Genomic DNA, 15,095 nt, shown 5'->3' on the forward strand with positions numbered 1-15,095 from the left:
CGGGAGCAAGCTCCCTCGCCACAGATTTACTCAGCCAGTCAAATCGGCGGCAGACGCCACTCGATCGGCGTCTCGCCATTCTGCTCAAGAAACTTGTTGGTCCGGCTGAAATGCCCGCACCCCAAAAATCCACGATAAGCCGACAACGGCGACGGATGCACCGAGGTCAGCACCAGGTGCTTGGTCGCATCGATCAGCTTCTGCTTGCTCTGCGCATGCGCCCCCCACAGCATGAACACCAGGTGCGGCTGGCGTTCGCTGACCAGTTCGATGATCCGGTCGGTGAAGAACTGCCAGCCCTTGTCCTTGTGCGCGTTGGCATTGGCGCGCTCGACGGTCATGGTGGTGTTGAGCATCAACACACCCTGATCGGCCCAGCTCTGCAGGTAACCGTGGTTGGGGATGTCGATGTTCAGGTCGCGTTTCAGCTCTTTGTAGATGTTGACCAGCGACGGCGGCGCCGGCACGCCCGGTTGCACCGAAAAGCACAAGCCGTGGGCCTGGCCCGGGCCGTGGTACGGGTCCTGGCCGAGGATCACCACTTTGACTTTATCCAGCGGCGTCGAATTCAGCGCGTTGAAAATCAGCGGTCCCGGCGGGTAGATTTCCTTGCCGGCCGCCCGCTCCTGCTGCAGAAAAGTGCGCAACTCTGCCATGTAAGGCTGGTCGAACTCAGCACGCAGTGCCTCCTTCCAGCTCGGTTCGAGTTTGATACGGTCGTCAGCAGTCATGGTCATACCCGGCAAAAACAATGGGGCGAACCCTAGGAAAGCCGACCACGCTTGTCAATTGATCTGACGCAGATCCGGCACTTTCCCGCACAGCGATCATACTGATCCTTCATATTCCCGATCGAGGTCACGATGAATCTGCACTTCGAAGAACTCACCGGCACCGACGGCGCCCGCCTCGGGATCGCCAGCCTGGATGCTGAAACGTCGCTCAACGCGCTGTCCTTGCCGATGATCAACGCCCTGAGCGACAAACTGAACGCCTGGGCCAAGGATTCACAAATCGTCTGCGTGCTGCTGCGCGGCAACGGTGCCAAGGCGTTCTGCGCCGGCGGCGAGGTGCGCAGCTTGGTGGAGGCCTGTCGCGCCCATCCCGGCGAAGTCCCACCACTGGCCGCGCAGTTTTTCGCCGCCGAATATCGCTTGGACTACAGCCTGCACACCTACCCCAAACCGCTGATCTGCTGGGGCCACGGTTACGTGCTCGGCGGCGGCATGGGCCTGTTGCAAGGCGCGAGCACGCGAATCGTCACGCCGAGCAGTCGTCTGGCGATGCCGGAGATCACCATCGGTCTGTATCCGGACGTCGGTGCCAGTTGGTTTCTCTCACGGTTGCCGGGCAAGCTCGGTCTGTTTCTTGGCCTGACCGGCGCGCACATGAACGGGCGCGATGCCATCGATCTGGATCTGGCCGATCGCTTCCTGCTTGAAGAACAGCAACCGCAACTGATCGAAGGCCTGCTGCAACTGAATTGGCAGGAACAGACCGACATGCAGCTCAACAGTCTGTTCAAGGCCCTGCAACAGGAAGCCGTGGGGCAGATGCCCGAAGCGCAGTGGTTGCCGCGCCGTCAGCAGATCGACGAACTGCTCGACGTCAGCGACGTCACCTGCGCCTGGAAAGCCATCAGCCTGCAACGCGACAGCAGCGACCCGCTGATCGCCCGCGCCGCGAACACCCTGAGCGAAGGCTCGCCGCTGACCGCGCATCTGGTCTGGGAACAGATCCTCCGCGCCCGCTACCTGTCGCTGGCCGAGGTGTTCCAGATGGAATATACCCTGAGCCTCAATTGCTGCCGGCACCCGGAATTCAGCGAAGGGGTTCGCGCGCGGCTGATCGACAAGGATCAGAAACCGCACTGGCATTGGCCGGATATCAACAACGTCCCGGATGCAGTGGTCGAGGCGCATTTTCACAAGGTGTGGGAAGGTCGGCATCCGTTGGCGGATTTGACGGTTTACTGAATACCCGGCAAATCGCAGGCACAAAAAAGCGGCGCTCAATGCGCCGCTTTTTTGTTTGCGGATGATTACCAGCGACCACCTCGACCGCCGTGATCACCGCGGTTACCGTGATGGTCACGGCCGCCACGGTCACGATCCCAACCCCCACCACGGTGACCGTCCCAGCGCCCGCGATCATTGTCGTGCCAGCGGCGGCTCTCGTAGTAGCGCGGCGCTGGTTGGTAGTAACGTGGCGCCGAGTAATAACGCGGGGCCGGTTGGTAGTAACGCGGGGCCGCCTGGTAGTAGCGCGGGGCCGAGTAGTAGGTGCTGCCACCGCTGTAATAGGTGCCGCCAGTGTTGTAGTACGCCGGAGCGGGTGAGGTGTAAACCTCCGAGCTGTAATAACTGTCTGCGTAGGAGTAAGGAGCGCAACCGGCAACGGAAAACATCATCGCAGCAAGTAGAAGAATTCGTCGATACATGGCGGCCTCCTGGACCGCGGGTAGCCGCACCAGCGACGCTGGCAGGCATCAGTCGTTTATTCGGTGACTGACGAATAATCAGACAGCGTTTTCCGAATCTGGTGCGCTTTCGTAACAAGTTGAAACATGTGATTGATGAAATCCTGTTCATTTGGAAAACACTGTCATTCAGCCGTCGATCAGTGGTGCCCACCGTGATAGCCGCCGCCGTGATAACCGCGTCCATAACCACCGCGATAACCGTAGCCGCCGTAGTAATAATGCCCGCCACCGTAGTAACGCGGTCCGTAATAACCGCCGTAGTAATACGGCGAATAATAGCCGGGGTAGTAGTAAGTGGCGGGGTAAGCGTCGTAAGGCCCGGCGTAGTAATAACAACCGGACAGACCCAGGCCGAGCACCGCTCCCAGCAGCACCCGGCGCAACAGTTTTGAAGTACCCATGACGGCCTCCTGAAAGACCCACGACCGCAGCAGGACAGCGCAGTCGACACAGTTTTTGACTGTCAGGTTCGGGGCGAGTGCCGGGCGCGGAAAGGCTTCAGATCAGCGGCGTCAGTCACACTGAAAATCCTCTGTGGTAGCAGGTTTGCTCCCACAGTTGGCCTGCGAGCTTGCACAGGCTACCGTCCCGGGCCGATCATGCGATGCAACGGGCCAAGCAAACCGGCCGTAACCGCACCTGCGTGGAAATGCCTCACCCGACTTATGCCTGATTCCGACACTAAACCCGACCTCTGCCCGGCCTGCGGCGCCCGCAACGACTGCAGCCTTGCCGACCCGCGCACCGCTGACCGAGCCTGCTGGTGCTACGGCGTCAGCATTGATCCGGCAGTCCTCGAGGCGCTGCCAGCGGCGCTGCGCGACAAATCTTGCCTATGTTCGCGCTGCGCTCAGGTCGAAGCGCAACTGCAAGCAGCGGCTCGGCCAATCCCGTAAGATGCGCGACCCTTTTTCCGCCGATTCCTGACCATGCGCGTCGACCGTTTCCTCAGCAACCTGCCCCGCTATAACCGTCAGCAGGTTCGCCTTTTGCTGGTGGAAAAGCGCGTGCGGATCGACGGAAAAGTCGTCAGCGACCCGCACAGCGAAGTGCTGGAGTTCAGCCGCGTCGAAGTCGATGAAGAAGTCCTGCAACTCGGCAAACCGGCACGCTACTTCATGCTGCACAAACCGCCCGGCTGCGTCAGCGCCACCCGCGATCCGCAACACCCGACCGTGCTTGATCTGATCGATGAACCGGACAAGGACGACCTGCACATCGCCGGGCGCCTCGACTTCAACACCACCGGGCTGATGCTGATCACCAACGATGGCAGCTGGTCGCGACGCCTGACCCAACCGCAGACCAAACTGCCGAAGGTCTATTACGTCGAGACCGAACAGGAGATCGGGCCGCAATACGCGCTTACGTTTGCCGAGGGCATCTACTTCGCTTTCGAAAACCTGAACACACAACCGGCGCGACTCGAGGTGCTCGGCCCGCGAGTGGCGCGCCTGAGCATCATCGAGGGTCGCTACCATCAGGTGAAGCGCATGTTTGGTCACTTCAACAACAAAGTCTTGCGCCTGCACCGCGAATCCATGGGCCCGCTGTCGCTGGATAACGCGCTAAAACCGGGCGAGTACCGCGCTTTGCGCACCGAAGAGATCCATTTGTTCTAAGCCGGCGACCGCTCAGCAGAAGTTGTCGAACAATTTACCAACGGCACTTGCGCGATCCCGCTCCCACTGCTTGAATCAGGACGTCGGCCAAATTGTGACCGATGAGTCACAACATACTTCCAAGAAACTTTTTGCCGGTCGTCAGCCCTTGGGTTGCGCCTCAGCCGGCAGACTGCCCGCCAATAACAACACCCGTCGACCGCAGTCATGGATCGACATGGGCCAAGCAAATTCCAGGCGTATGCCTACCTGTCACAAAGCTCGTGCAATCTCTATTTGCGCGCATACCCGCTTGCTTGCCAGGAGTCTTATGACATGAGGCCAGAAATCGCTGTGCTGGATATACAGGGTCAGTATCGGGTTTACACGGAGTTCTATCGCGCAGACGCCGCAGAAAAGACCATCATCCTGGTCAACGGCTCGATGGCCACGACTGCGTCGTTTGCACAGACTGTGAAAAACCTGCACCCGCAATTCAACGTGGTTTGCTACGACCAACCCTACGCGGGCAAGTCGAAAATCCACAACCGTCACGAGAAACATCTGACCAAGGAAGTCGAAGGGCAGATCCTGTTGGAGCTGATCGACCATTTCGGCGCCGAACACGTGCTGTCGTTTTCCTGGGGTGGTGCGGCGACTCTGGTTGCCCTGTCCCACCAGCCGCGGCGTATCGAGAAAGCCGTGATCAGCTCGTTCTCGCCGGTGATCAACGCACACATGCTTGATTACCTTGAGCGCGGTGTCGATTACCTCGGCCAACGCGACGGCGACCGCGTCGGGCATCTGGTCAACAACACTATCGGCAAACACCTGCCGTCACTGTTCAAGCGCTTCAACTATCGCCACGTCAGCAGCCTGGCCGAGCACGAATACGGGCAGATGCACTTCCACATCAATGACGTACTGCACAGCGATCGTCAGTGCTATTTGAATGCGGCGAAGAAGATCAGCGTGCCGGTGCTGTTCCTCAACGGCGAATGGGATGAATACACTGCCGCCGAAGACGCCCGGATATTTGCCAACCACGTGGCGCACAGCACCTTCACCACGCTGCAGGCCACTGGGCACTTCCTCGACATGGAGCACAAGGCTGCGTGCCGCGATAGCCAGAACGCCCTGCTCGGTTTCCTGAAACCGTCACAACAGTCGAGCCGAACGCGCTACTCGTTCGTCCAGGATCACCATGCATTGGCCATTTGAAAAAGCGTCGTCGCGAGCGAGTCTTTGGGGCTGAAAAACCAGCATGGACTGTCCTGCAGATTCGCCCGCGGATGACCGTTTTCAATGCTGTAACGCGCTGCGAGCAAAAGAAAAACTTCAAATCTGCGCCCGACTCTGGTACAAAGTCAGCCGCTCTGAGCGGGTATAGTTTAGTGGCAAAACGAAAGCTTCCCAAGCTTTAGTTGAGGGTTCGATTCCCTCTACCCGCTCCACTCAATCAGGTCTCACGTCGTGGTTATGACGGGGGATGCAGACACAAAAAAACCGGCCTATAGGGCCGGTTTTTTTGTGTCCGGGATTTGAGGTCAGCTTCTGGGTCGGCACCGACCCATTATGCAACACACTGTTTATTGCAGATGCACCAGCCCTCTTTACGCTTTGATCGTTACTAACGACGGAAGCGCCGCCTGCTCAAAGGGATGATCCCCATGCATGGGCTTCCCAATCGGTATTGGCAAAGCCGCTCTTGGGCTTTGACTGATTGGAAGGCGCGACAGTTCGGTAAGTCCGGAGCTCCGCCGTAAATCACCTTTCACTCGAAGAGGGTTCCCATCAGTGCAGGAAAACAAAAGATCTGGAATGACGGGGGAAGAGCAGGCTATCTGGAATGACGCTATCAGGTTTGCTCGATCAAACAAGAAGGCGATTGGAAAGCGGCTCACGGAGCAAACGATGTATCCCCCCGAAAAAGAACCTGTTTCGGTTTTCATGGCGGGGTCGCCGGGCGCTGGCAAAACGGAGGCCTCATTAGCTCTGCTGAACCTTTTCTCCGATACGCCCATCTTGCGAATTGATCCAGACGAACTCAGAAACGAATTTGAAGCCTATCACGGTGGCAATGCCTGGCTTTTCCAAGGCGCCGTGTCGATTCTGGTTGGAAAACTGATTGACCTGGCTCTGGATCGAAAGCAATCCTTCCTGCTGGATGGAACGCTTTCGAATATCGAAATCGCGAGGAAAAATGTGCGGCGGTGCCTCCACAAAGGGAGATTTGTGCAAGTTCTCTACGTTTACCAAGACCCCAGCCTGGCCTGGTCCTTTGTCAGAGCTCGTGAGGAAGCCGAAGGACGCAGGATTCGACCGGAGCATTTCGTCGACCAATACTTTGCAGCGCGTGACGTGGTAAACACGCTTAAGCTAGAGTTTGGCAAAGACCTGCATGTCGATCTGCTTGTGAAGCATATTGATAATTCTGGACGCCTCTACAAGGCTGGCGTCGACAAGATCGACTACCATATCCCAGAGAAGCATACGAGACACGAACTGATGGCCATGCTTGGGATCAATAACGGAGCAACTCCATGAAACCCGGATCCACAAAGGAGTCCACGAGTCCATTCGCAGACTTCATTCGCAATGCGAAATCGGAAGAAAAAAAGCGCATTTACAGCGAAGTGCTGAGCGAAGCTACCAAAAAACAGAATCAACTGATGTTGGCGGCGCGTGAAAAGCAGGACTGATTACGTCACTGATATTTAAAAAAGCCCGGCCGTTTGCCGGGCTTTTTTATTCTCACCGTTCCGACATTACAGATCCACAACACACCCACGGTTCTCACCCTCCCCACGACCCGCTAGCATTTCCACTTCACCCACCACCCTCCCCCCTGCGCGGCCATCGACGAATACGCGTTTTGACTTTCGAGGGACTCCATGGCGCGGCCACTTTGCCGCTGATGACCGAACTCAAAAGAGTATTTCCCCCATGACGCAAAACATTTACGACGACCCGGATTTTTTCCAGGGTTACAGTCAGATGAACCGTTCAATCGGTGGCCTCGATGCCGCGCCGGAGTGGCCGGCGCTCAAGGCTTTGCTGCCATCGATGCACGACTTGAATGTGCTCGACCTCGGCTGCGGCTATGGCTGGTTCAGCCGTTGGGCTAGTGAACATGGCGCCGCCAATGTGCTGGGGCTGGATGTTTCGGAAAAGATGCTGGAGCGCGCGCGTGAAACCACTACGGCGGCGAACATCCGCTATGAACGCGCCGATCTTGAACACATCGACCTGCCGACCTGCAGTTTCGATCTGGCCTACAGTTCGCTGGCGCTGCATTACATCAAGGATCTGGCCGGACTGTTCGCCCATTTGTACGCGGCGTTGAAACCGGGCTCGTATTTTGTGTTCTCCATCGAACATCCGATCTTCATGGCCCCGCGCAATCCAGGCTGGCTGGTCGACAGCGATGGTCGCAAGCGCTGGCCGCTGGACAGTTATCAGATGGAAGGCGAGCGGGTAACCCACTGGCTGGCCGACGGGGTGATCAAGCAGCACCGCACGCTTGGCACGCTGTTGAATTCGTTGATCGCGGCGGGTTTTGCCATTCGCCACGTCAACGAATGGGGCCCGAGCGATGCAGAGGTGGCCGCGCAACCGGCGCTGGCTGAAGAGCGGGAGCGACCGATGATGATGTTGGTGGCGGTGCAGCGCTAACTCGCGAAACATGCATTGTGGCGAGGGAGCTTGCTCCCGCTGGGGCGCGAAGTGCCCCGAAGACCTTGGGCCTGCTTCGCAGTCCAGCGGGAGCAAGCTCCCTCGCCACAGAATTGTTGTTTGCCCTTAGCGAGTCGCGACGATAAATAGCCGCGGAAACGGCAACAGCACCGAACCATCCGGCAGCGCCGGATAAGCCTCTGCAACGGCCGCCAGGTACTGCTGCAGATACTGCGTCTGCTCCTCTTCGCTCAGCGGGCTCAGAAACGGAATCAAGCCACTGCCCTTGAACCACTCCACGATCCCCGCCGCTCCACCTGACAACTGATGGTGATAGGTAGTACGCCACACATCGACCCGCGAACAGTGCGGACGCAACATCGAGAAGTATTCGCTGGCACTCGCCATGTCGGTGCGCTGCCCGGCGGCGCCGGCGAGTTTCGCGGCCCATGGGCCATTGGCGGCGACTTCGCGCATCAGTCGATGGGAAGGCTCGTTGAGGTTGTCCGGCATCTGGATCGCCAGACTGCCACCGTCCGAAAGCTTACCCGCCAACGCCGGCAGCAACGTCGCGTGTTCCGCCACCCACTGCAGCACGGCGTTGGCGAAGATCACATCGAACGGCCCTTGATCCGCCCAACTATCGATTTGCGCGACCTCGAACTGCAACTGCGGCAGCCGCTTGCGCGCCGCGTCAATCATGTCCGCCGAGCTGTCCAGCCCTCGGACCTGCGCCTGCTCGAAACGCTGCACCAGCAGTTCGGTGGAGTTACCCGGGCCACAACCGATATCGACCACCGATCGCGCCTGAACCGTGGGAATCGCCGCCAGCAGATCACGGGCCGGGCGGGTGCGTTCATCTTCGAAAGCGACGTATTGTCTGGCGGACCAACTCATTGCGTTCTCCTGTCGGGACATTCCTGCGGTTCGTCACAATACAGGCAGCGCTGCGGACAGTTCCAGAGAGGCTTATTGCAAGGGATGTCTTCACCCTCACAATTTTTGGCAGACGTCATTTGTAAGTAGAATTTTCATCGCGCCCCGGATGTCTGAATTTCAAGCTCTCCCAATAAGGAACACGGCAATGAAATTCGCGAAAATCTCCCAGACCCTGGCCCTCTGGGCCGGTAGCCCGAAAACGTTCATGGGCGCATTGATCCTGATTTTTCTGTGGGGGTTGAGCGGGCCGATTTTTCATTTCAATGACACCTGGCAACTGATCATCAACACCTCGACCACGATCATCACCTTTCTGATGGTGTTCCTGATCCAGAACACGCAGAACCGCGATACCGACATCCTGCACCTGAAGCTTGATGAGTTGCTGCGGGTGAATAAAGAAGCGCAGAACGCGATGCTCGGGCTGGAATCGCTGGATCTCAAACAACTCGAGGCGCTGCGCAAGCATTACCGCAGCCTGGGGGAAAGCGAGGTGTTCAATCTTGATGGGCTGGGGGAGAAGAGCAAGCCGAAGCAGGATTTGAATGACTGCTAAGTAAAGTTGAACAAAGCAAAAGATCGCAGCCTGCGACAGCTCCTACAGGGAATGGTGTAGGAGCTGCCGCAGGCTGCGATCTTTTGATTGGCAAGTAGTATCAGCGGCTGGCTTGCAGCGCTCGCGCCATTTCCAGATGGCTTTGCAGTTTTGGCAGCGTCTCGTCGGCAAATGCCTTGATTTCCGGCACGTCGGTCGACTGCGCTTCCTGCTGGATCTGCTGGATGGCCTCTTCGGTCGCCTTCACCTGGCTCGCGGCGTAGGCCTGATCGAAGGTTTCGCCGTCTTTAACCTGCGGGATCATGGTCTTGGCCTTGTCGGCGATTTCTTCACGGGGCGCGACCGGCAGATCGAGTTTCTTCGCGATCTTCGCCAGATGCTGGTTGGCCGTGGTGCGGTCATTGATCACGACGATGGTGTAATCCTTGACCTCTTTGGATTCGGATTTCTGGTGCGCCAGACGACTGGCTTCGATGTCGGCCATGCCTTTGGCGGACGCATCGTTGATGAAGTCGGCAGGCGACTGGGCGAATGCTGTGCCCGCGAACAAACCCAACAGCGTGGCAAAACTGAAACGACGTATCTGGGTGGCCATCCGGCTCATGGTCGCGCCCTCCTATCTCTGCAAATTCAAGCGGGGGCTTGCGCCCCCGCCTCTCAATCAAAACTACCTCACCGACTACTTCGACTTCTGAGCTGGCTTGCGGCCCATTTCGGTTTTCGCAGGCTCTTTGTCGACTGTCGTGGTGGTGGTTTTCCCACCTTTGCGACCGGCTTCAGAGGCCTTCGTTCGATCGTTGGCGAAGTTTCCCGAGTTCGAGTTTCTTGAATTAGGCATGATTCTCTTCCTCTTGGTATTGATCGTTGGCGAGCAGGTGCCCGCCTAGATTGAGAATTGCCGGACTGCCAAAGGTTTAGAAAAGTTGCCCGCGCCGCGACGAACGGCGCGCACTGGCTCAGTTATCCACCGCCCGATGATTGAGGCGTTTGGCGGTGTACATCGCCTGGTCGGCATGCCGGAACAGTTGCTGTTCCTCGCTGCCATGTTCGGGATAACGGGCCACACCGATGCTCGGTTCGATGTGCAGGTTGTGACCGTCCAGGCGCATCGGCTTCATCAGTACCTGGCGGATTTTTCCGGCGACGATGTCGGCGTCTTCAGCGGCGTGAACGCTGTGCAACAGCACCACGAATTCGTCGCCACCGATGCGCGCCACGGTATCGGTATCGCGTACGCAGCCCTTGAGCCGGCTCGCCACCGTTTGCAGCAGCATGTCGCCGACCGCATGGCCAAATGTGTCGTTGACCTGTTTGAAGCGATCCAGATCGACGTACAGCAGCGCCATGTTTCCCGAGGTTTCGCGGGCAGCAGCCAACGCAGCCTTGAGGCGCTCTTTGAGCAATCCGCGATTGGGCAGCTGGGTCAGTTGATCGTACTGCGCCATGCGCTTGAGCCGCGCGTGCAGTTGCTGACGCTCGATCGCGGTCGCGACCTGGGCGCAGACGTATTGCAGCAATTCCTTGTCCTGCTCGGTGTAACGCTCGCCGCCCGGCAGACTTTTGACGATCAGCGCACCGATGGTGCCGTTCTTCGAATTCAGCGGCACACCGAGCCAGCAGGGTGAGTCCTGCCCCGTCACCAGCGCGGCGAAGTCGGGCGAGGCGTCGGGGCTGTCCGGCGTCAGCAGAATCGGCTGACCGCTGCGGATGACCTCCGTACACAAACGCCCGGTGACGGTGCCCGGTTGCTCGGGCTGCAATTCGTGGTCATCGACGTGATAGGGAAAATTCAACTGCGCACAGTGCTCGTCGTACAGCGCCACGGAGAAATTCAGCGCCGGCAACCATTCGCCGATGATCAGGTGGATGCGTTTGAACAGCGCCAGCAAGTCTTCGGCGACATGCGCCGCCTCGGAAATCGCATACAGCGCAGCCTGACGCGATTCCGCCTGCTTGCGCTCGGTGATGTCGCGGGCCACGGCGATGCGCAGCTGGTCGACCTCCGACCAGCGCGCCGACCAGAGGATGTTGACGATGCGGCCATCCTTGCGCACGTAACGATTTTCGAAATTGTGCTTGGGTTCGCCGCCCATGATGTCGCGGGCGGCGGAGAGAGTGCGCTGACGGTCTGCGGGATGCACCAGCTCAATCATCGACCGGCCGATCAACTCGTCAGGCGTATAACCGAAAATACGCTCGCAGGCGGCGCTGACAAAAACGAAACGGCCCTGCCTGTCCACCGCACAGACGGCATCCAGCAACAGGTCCATGTAACTCGCCAGCGGCGCGGAATTTCGGCTTTCCATGGTTCAGCGTGGATGTCCGGACAATGCAGCACTGATCAACCATCCCTGACCCTTTGTTCACGCATCCCTGCACACAACTTCAAGCCTTGTTCGGCAGCAATCCCGGCAGCGCATGCACCAGCGCATTGATGGCAAAACCGATAAACATCACGCCACACAACCGCGTGATCATCAGCTCATGGCGCTGATACAGCGTGCGTACCCGTTGGGCGCCGACAACGCCGATCAAGATAGCGTAAGCCAGCAATCCGCCGAAGAAGCTCAGGGCGATCAGCGCCGGCAGCATCGACCAGTTGAGCAGTTCGGCACGGCTCGACAGCAGCGCGGTAAAGGTCGCCACCGCCACCGGGTAAGCCTTGGGATTGGTCAGGCCGAACAGGATGCCGTGCCAGAAAGGCTGACGCGCTGCACCTTGTGGCTGATCAGCGCTGCGACGTTTGGCCCGCACTGCACGCCAGCCGAGCCAGAACAGGTACAAGCCGCTGAGCACGCCGAGCACATCGAACGCGGTGCTGCCGATCTCGCGGGCGCCAACGATCGCGATCAGCGCGGTGCTGCACCAGACCACATCACCGAGCAGGTGGCCGCAAAGAAACCCGGCCCCGGCCCGCCGGCCATGCGCCGCGCCGATGCCGAACACCGCCAGAACGCCAGGCCCTGGCGTGATGCCGTAAATGAAACCCGAGGCCAGAACGGCCATTAGCAGCGATGGAGTCATGAAAAACCTGCTGTCGCCAGTACAAGTGATGGCCAGTCTATATCAGCCCGCAACGCCAGATCACGACGCGTCGTAAAAACGCATGCCCGCGTACGGTTTGTGCCGACAGGCTGCCAGTCGCGACGCGAGATCGCCGACGTGAGCCTCGAGCTTGTGGCCATCAGGGTCGAGAAAGTAGAACGACGCGCCTTCACTGCGGTTGTCGCGCCATTCCCTCACATTCGCCGCTTTTAGCGTCTGCACAAACAACGGAAAATCTGCCTCGGCGAGGCTGAACGCGTAATGGGTGTAGTCGACGGACGGCTCGCCGTTACGCTGCGCATCCAGCGACAGGCACAACCACAGCCCCGGCAGCGACAGATACGCACCGGCATCCCATGTCGCTTCGACGCGCAGACCTAACACATCGCGATAGAACGCCAGGCTGCGGGGCAAATCGCTGACGGCGAGGGTCAGGTGGTTGAGACCGGTGAGCATGGGATCAGTAACCTCTGAGGTCTTCAGGAACGTTGTACTGCTGGCCATCGTACGTCAGGGTGATCTGCTTTTTCTTCAGCTCGGTGTTTGTCGATATGCACTGATTGCCGGACCGGGTGTTTTTCATTTTGCTGCCGCTGGTGGTGACGATCAGATCGGCGAAACCATTGTGGCTCGTTGGAGCGATCTCGAGCGTCCGGCGGATTTTTTTGCTGTAGCCCTCGCAGTCATTTACGAACTCACCGTTGTCCTTGAAGACCACCAGGCCTTCAAGCACCGGACGTAACTCATCGCCCTCGCGCACATACAGCGCCAGATCGGTTTTTTCGTAGGGAATGGCATGGGAACTGTGCGCGAACTTCGCGCGCAACCCAAAGGCGCGGATATCCGGCGTCAATCGGTAGCGCGCCGTGTCGATGCGCACATCATCCAGGCGCACGGCATCGGAGTTGTAGGCGCCCGGCTTACGGTAGGTGGCAATGGGTTTGGCGTTGCTCGCGTTGAGGAGCGCCAGTTCCAGATCGAACGCCCCGGCATCGTCGCTACCGGAATCGGCAAGATAGGTGGATTTGACCGAAATCGCCTGACTCGGAAACGCCGGCCAGACATTGCAGCGCGACATGGATTTGCCGTCGAAGCTCTTGGTTGTGCAGGCGGCGTGGGCCTGGGTGGTGATGGCCATAAATGCAAAAGCCAAGATGAAGGTGTTTCTGCAGGTCATGTTTCTTCCTTGATAAAAGTCATGTGCGCAACAGTTAGACGAATGGCGGGCCGGGACAAGTATGACGCTGTAGTATGTTGCACTACAAATCACTACACCGAGATCATCATGTCCGTCATGTCTTTGCGGCTTCCCGACGAAATTGCAGATACGCTGGCCAACCTCGCCAAAGCGACCGGGCGCAGCAAGTCCTATCTGGCAGTCGATGCATTGCGCGAATACCTGGCGCGCGAAGCCTGGCAAATTGAAGAAATCCAAAAAGCGCTGAACGAAGCCGATGCCGGTGATTTCGCTTCTGCCGATGACGTCAGGGCGATCGCCAACAAATGGAATGCCAATGCGCGTTGAGTGGCTGCGTACCGCACTCAGGAATCTCGATGACGAAGCGGCCTACATCGCGATTGAAAATCCGCAGGCAGCCTCAGAGTTTGTTCAAGCCATTCTCGACTGCGTCGATCACCTTGCCCGCTTTCCTGCCTCCGGGCGCGAGGGACGTTTGCCCGGAACCAGAGAGTGGGCGCTCCCTGATCGCCCCTATCTGATTCCGTACCGGGTTCGTCAGGGCCGACTTCAGGTTCTGCGCGTCTTCCATACTCGCAGGCTTCCTCCGCGCACGTGGTAGGCCATTATCAATCGCGGCTCCCGGATCGATCTATCCCCTCCTCAATCCGGCGATTCAACCAGTTCAACGCCTGATCCCCACCCCGGCGCCTATGCCACGCCAGCACAAACGTGAACGGCGCGATCTCGAACGGTGGCGGCAGCACAATCAGTTCCTGCTGATCAATCTCGCGCACGCTGCGCGACGACACCGTGAGAATCAAATCCGTACCGCTGATCAACTGCGGCGCGACATTCCAGTGCGGCAGGCTGATGGCAACGCGGCGGCGTTCGCGCAATGAGGTCAGCGCCCGTTCGATTTCCGGGGTGCCACTGCCGCGCATTTCCAACAGAACATGCGGACGCGACAAGTAAGTCGGCAAATCCAGTACGCCGTCGGTCGACAAGCTGCGGCGATCCAGCAGGCAGACGTAGCGTTCTTCGAACAGCACGCTGCTGCGCAACTCGTTGGACATTTCCGGAAACACCCCGACGGCCAGGTCGATGTCGCCGTTGAGCACGCCTTCGAGCATGCCTTCGCGGCTGGCATGGCTGATCTGCAGATCGATGCCCGGCGCCTCACGGCGCAAGGTGCGGATCAGCCCGGGCAGGATGATGGCCGCGCCGTAGTCGGACATCGCCACGCGAAAGGTCCGCCGCGCAGTGGCCGGATCGAACGTGTTCGGCGCCAGCAACGACTGCACCTGGGCCAACGCTTCGGCCAGTGGCGCAACCAGTTCCAGCGCCCGCGCCGTGGGCACCAAAGTCGAACCGGCGCGCACCAGCAGCGGATCGCCGAGCAAGTCGCGCAGACGCGCCAGCGCATGGCTGACCGCCGGTTGACTCAGGTGTAGCCGCTCGGCGGTGCGGGTGACATGTTGCTCGCCGAGCAAGGCGTCGAGAACCACCAGCAGGTTGAGATCGATACGACGCAGATCATTCATCTTGTGCATGCCCTGTATGACAAAACCGAATTTAAATCTGCGCGACGAATACTCTAGAGTCCAGCAAAACCTGTTG

General features: G+C 58.9%; 21 protein-coding genes and 1 tRNA gene. 11 read left to right on the top strand and 11 right to left on the bottom strand.

The annotated features are described in order from the left end of the window. Positions 1-38: 38 nt before the first annotated feature. Positions 39-731: a uracil-DNA glycosylase gene (ung, locus tag ACU680_RS20090; RefSeq protein ID WP_448180340.1), complete on the bottom strand. Its 693-nt coding sequence runs from the start codon at positions 729-731 to the stop codon at positions 39-41. A gap of 132 nt (positions 732-863) precedes the next feature. On the opposite strand from ung, the gene dspII reads away from it, so the two are divergent. Next, positions 864-1,976, top strand: a complete 1,113-nt coding sequence (gene dspII / locus ACU680_RS20095; RefSeq protein ID WP_448180341.1) for an enoyl-CoA hydratase/isomerase DspII — start codon at positions 864-866, stop codon at positions 1,974-1,976. A 65-nt stretch (positions 1,977-2,041) separates the two neighbouring features. On the opposite strand, the gene ACU680_RS20100 is transcribed toward dspII, so the two are convergent. Both ACU680_RS20100 and ACU680_RS20105 read right to left on the bottom strand, forming a co-directional pair. After that, a complete protein-coding gene (locus ACU680_RS20100; protein ID WP_007963255.1) occupies positions 2,042-2,440 on the bottom strand; it encodes a hypothetical protein in 399 nt (132 codons plus the stop codon). Positions 2,441-2,619: 179 nt separating this feature from the next. After that, on the bottom strand, positions 2,620-2,883 hold the full coding sequence (locus ACU680_RS20105) for a hypothetical protein (RefSeq protein WP_123586907.1): 264 nt from the start codon (positions 2,881-2,883) through the stop codon (positions 2,620-2,622). 264 nt (positions 2,884-3,147) lie between these two features. On the opposite strand from ACU680_RS20105, the gene ACU680_RS20110 reads away from it, so the two are divergent. The 7 genes from ACU680_RS20110 (at position 3,148) to ACU680_RS20140 (ending at position 7,758) form a co-directional block, all read left to right on the top strand. Next, entirely contained in the window at positions 3,148-3,378 is a 231-nt protein-coding gene (locus ACU680_RS20110; protein ID WP_448180342.1) for a cysteine-rich CWC family protein, read from the top strand. Positions 3,379-3,411: 33 nt separating this feature from the next. Further along, positions 3,412-4,104, top strand: a complete 693-nt coding sequence (locus tag ACU680_RS20115) for a pseudouridine synthase (RefSeq protein ID WP_448180343.1) — start codon at positions 3,412-3,414, stop codon at positions 4,102-4,104. Positions 4,105-4,419: 315 nt separating this feature from the next. Beyond that, on the top strand, positions 4,420-5,304 hold the full coding sequence (locus ACU680_RS20120; RefSeq protein WP_448180344.1) for an alpha/beta fold hydrolase: 885 nt from the start codon (positions 4,420-4,422) through the stop codon (positions 5,302-5,304). 159 nt (positions 5,305-5,463) lie between these two features. Next, positions 5,464-5,537: transfer RNA gene (locus tag ACU680_RS20125), tRNA-Gly, on the top strand. Positions 5,538-5,904: 367 nt separating this feature from the next. Beyond that, positions 5,905-6,630 (top strand): zeta toxin family protein, encoded by a 726-nt coding sequence (locus tag ACU680_RS20130; protein WP_448180373.1) that lies wholly within the window; start codon positions 5,905-5,907, stop codon positions 6,628-6,630. Then, positions 6,627-6,785 (top strand): hypothetical protein, encoded by a 159-nt coding sequence (locus ACU680_RS20135; protein ID WP_448180345.1) that lies wholly within the window; start codon positions 6,627-6,629, stop codon positions 6,783-6,785. Before ACU680_RS20130 ends, ACU680_RS20135 begins: the two co-directional genes overlap by 4 nt. Positions 6,786-7,029: 244 nt before the next feature. Next, complete coding sequence (locus ACU680_RS20140; protein WP_448180346.1) at positions 7,030-7,758, top strand: class I SAM-dependent methyltransferase; 729 nt, start codon at positions 7,030-7,032, stop codon at positions 7,756-7,758. A gap of 126 nt (positions 7,759-7,884) precedes the next feature. Here the strand turns inward: ACU680_RS20140 and tam are convergent, their stop codons facing one another. After that, positions 7,885-8,655 (bottom strand): trans-aconitate 2-methyltransferase, encoded by a 771-nt coding sequence (tam, locus tag ACU680_RS20145; protein WP_448180347.1) that lies wholly within the window; start codon positions 8,653-8,655, stop codon positions 7,885-7,887. Between the two features lie 187 nt (positions 8,656-8,842). On the opposite strand from tam, the gene ACU680_RS20150 reads away from it, so the two are divergent. After that, a complete protein-coding gene (locus ACU680_RS20150; protein ID WP_003222503.1) occupies positions 8,843-9,253 on the top strand; it encodes a low affinity iron permease family protein in 411 nt (136 codons plus the stop codon). Between the two features lie 100 nt (positions 9,254-9,353). Here ACU680_RS20150 and ACU680_RS20155 read toward each other — a convergent pair whose 3' ends face one another. The 6 genes from ACU680_RS20155 to ACU680_RS20180 all read right to left on the bottom strand — a co-directional run bounded on the left by ACU680_RS20155 (position 9,354) and on the right by ACU680_RS20180 (position 13,475). Further along, positions 9,354-9,857, bottom strand: a complete 504-nt coding sequence (locus tag ACU680_RS20155; protein WP_027614439.1) for a DUF4142 domain-containing protein — start codon at positions 9,855-9,857, stop codon at positions 9,354-9,356. Between the two features lie 75 nt (positions 9,858-9,932). Next, positions 9,933-10,091 (bottom strand): KGG domain-containing protein, encoded by a 159-nt coding sequence (locus ACU680_RS20160; RefSeq protein ID WP_003222499.1) that lies wholly within the window; start codon positions 10,089-10,091, stop codon positions 9,933-9,935. A gap of 118 nt (positions 10,092-10,209) precedes the next feature. Next, positions 10,210-11,559, bottom strand: a complete 1,350-nt coding sequence (locus tag ACU680_RS20165; RefSeq protein ID WP_448180348.1) for a sensor domain-containing protein — start codon at positions 11,557-11,559, stop codon at positions 10,210-10,212. A gap of 79 nt (positions 11,560-11,638) precedes the next feature. After that, positions 11,639-12,277 (bottom strand): LysE family translocator, encoded by a 639-nt coding sequence (locus tag ACU680_RS20170; RefSeq protein ID WP_367083587.1) that lies wholly within the window; start codon positions 12,275-12,277, stop codon positions 11,639-11,641. Positions 12,278-12,337: 60 nt separating this feature from the next. Further along, on the bottom strand, positions 12,338-12,754 hold the full coding sequence (fos, locus tag ACU680_RS20175) for a fosfomycin resistance glutathione transferase (RefSeq protein WP_367083586.1): 417 nt from the start codon (positions 12,752-12,754) through the stop codon (positions 12,338-12,340). Between the two features lie 4 nt (positions 12,755-12,758). Then, the gene (locus tag ACU680_RS20180; protein WP_367083584.1) at positions 12,759-13,475 is read right to left on the bottom strand and encodes a PA3715 family protein; all 717 of its coding nucleotides are present in this window, start codon (positions 13,473-13,475) and stop codon (positions 12,759-12,761) included. Between the two features lie 108 nt (positions 13,476-13,583). Here ACU680_RS20180 and relB point away from each other — a divergent pair, with 108 nt between their 5' ends. Next, positions 13,584-13,823, top strand: coding sequence for a type II toxin-antitoxin system RelB family antitoxin (gene relB, locus ACU680_RS20185; protein ID WP_103485684.1), 240 nt, complete (start codon positions 13,584-13,586; stop codon positions 13,821-13,823). Next, positions 13,813-14,097, top strand: coding sequence for a type II toxin-antitoxin system RelE/ParE family toxin (locus ACU680_RS20190; protein ID WP_367083582.1), 285 nt, complete (start codon positions 13,813-13,815; stop codon positions 14,095-14,097). The genes relB and ACU680_RS20190 overlap by 11 nt, the downstream gene beginning before the upstream one ends. Positions 14,098-14,104: 7 nt before the next feature. On the opposite strand, the gene ACU680_RS20195 is transcribed toward ACU680_RS20190, so the two are convergent. Next, a complete protein-coding gene (locus ACU680_RS20195) occupies positions 14,105-15,028 on the bottom strand; it encodes a LysR family transcriptional regulator (protein WP_448180349.1) in 924 nt (307 codons plus the stop codon). Positions 15,029-15,095: the final 67 nt, after the last annotated feature.

The sequence above is a fragment of the Pseudomonas sp. LF020 genome (assembly GCF_053456425.1).